A 1,621-nucleotide genomic window follows, 5' to 3' on the forward strand; every position below is an offset into this window, starting at 1 on the left:
ACGGCATCGTTTTCATATTAAAGGTTACGGTAAGGGATGACTATGCGTCCCATTAGTTAGTTGGTAAGGTAACGGCTTACCAAGGCAGCGATGGGTAGGGGCCCTGAGAGGGGGATCCCCCACACTGGTACTGAGACACGGACCAGACTCCTACGGGAGGCAGCAGTGAGGAATATTGGACAATGGGCGAAAGCCTGATCCAGCCATGCCGCGTGCAGGAAGACGGCCCTATGGGTTGTAAACTGCTTTTGTACGGGAAGAAACCCGCCCACGTGTGGGCGATTGACGGTACCGTAAGAATAAGGACCGGCTAACTCCGTGCCAGCAGCCGCGGTAATACGGAGGGTCCGAGCGTTATCCGGAATTATTGGGTTTAAAGGGTCCGTAGGCGGGCCGTTAAGTCAGGGGTGAAATGCTGCGGCTCAACCGTAGCACTGCCTTTGATACTGGCGGTCTTGAGTTATGGTGAAGTTGCCGGAATATGTGGTGTAGCGGTGAAATGCATAGAGATCACATAGAACACCGATTGCGAAGGCAGGTGACTAACCATATACTGACGCTGATGGACGAAAGCGTGGGGAGCGAACGGGATTAGATACCCCGGTAGTCCACGCCGTAAACGATGGATACTAGCTGTCCGGTACCTTGAGTACTGGGCGGCCAAGCGAAAGTGATAAGTATCCCACCTGGGGAGTACGTTCGCAAGAATGAAACTCAAAGGAATTGACGGGGGCCCGCACAAGCGGTGGAGCATGTGGTTTAATTCGATGATACGCGAGGAACCTTACCAGGGCTTAAATGCATTTTGACAGGTCTAGAGATAGATTTTCCTTCGGGCAATTTGCAAGGTGCTGCATGGTTGTCGTCAGCTCGTGCCGTGAGGTGTCAGGTTAAGTCCTATAACGAGCGCAACCCCTACCGTTAGTTGCCAGCGAGTCATGTCGGGGACTCTAACGGGACTGCCGGTGCAAACCGTGAGGAAGGTGGGGACGACGTCAAATCATCACGGCCCTTACGTCCTGGGCCACACACGTGCTACAATGGCCGGTACAGCGGGAAGCCATGCGGCAACGCAGAGCGGATCCACAAAACCGGTCACAGTTCGGATCGGGGTCTGCAACTCGACCCCGTGAAGCTGGAATCGCTAGTAATCGGATATCAGCCATGATCCGGTGAATACGTTCCCGGGCCTTGTACACACCGCCCGTCAAGCCATGGAAGCCGGGAGTGCCTGAAGTCCGTCGCCGCAAGGAGCGGCCTAGGGCAAGATCGGTAACTAGGGCTAAGTCGTAACAAGGTAGCCGTACCGGAAGGTGCGGCTGGAACACCTCCTTTCTAGAGAGCCTCCTTCGGGAAGGCCGTTTTCGGCCCCGTTTCCTTGATTTGATAATAAATAAAAGCTGTTTTTGTAAATATAATATATAAGTTACGGCGCACACAGCGTTTGCGTCCGGGACAGTCCCGTAGCTCAGCTGGTTAGAGCGCTACACTGATAATGTAGAGGTCGGCAGTTCGAGTCTGCCCGGGACTACGAGGTCCAAGCGAGTGCTTGGGGACGTTCATTGATTGTAAAATATTGAATAGGAAATTTTAGAAGTTGGGTTTGTTGCGGGTTTTTTTT

1 tRNA gene and 1 rRNA gene are annotated in these 1,621 nt (G+C 53.3%); both read left to right on the plus strand.

The annotated features are described in order from the left end of the window. Positions 1-1,335, plus strand: a 16S ribosomal RNA gene (locus tag BLS33_RS24565); the annotation flags it as partial. Between the two features lie 122 nt (positions 1,336-1,457). After that, a tRNA-Ile gene (locus BLS33_RS24570) sits at positions 1,458-1,531 on the plus strand. The last annotated feature ends 90 nt before the right edge of the window (positions 1,532-1,621 follow it).

It is taken from the genome of Kriegella aquimaris, assembly GCF_900103215.1.
In the GTDB taxonomy this organism is placed as follows: domain Bacteria; phylum Bacteroidota; class Bacteroidia; order Flavobacteriales; family Flavobacteriaceae; genus Kriegella; species Kriegella aquimaris.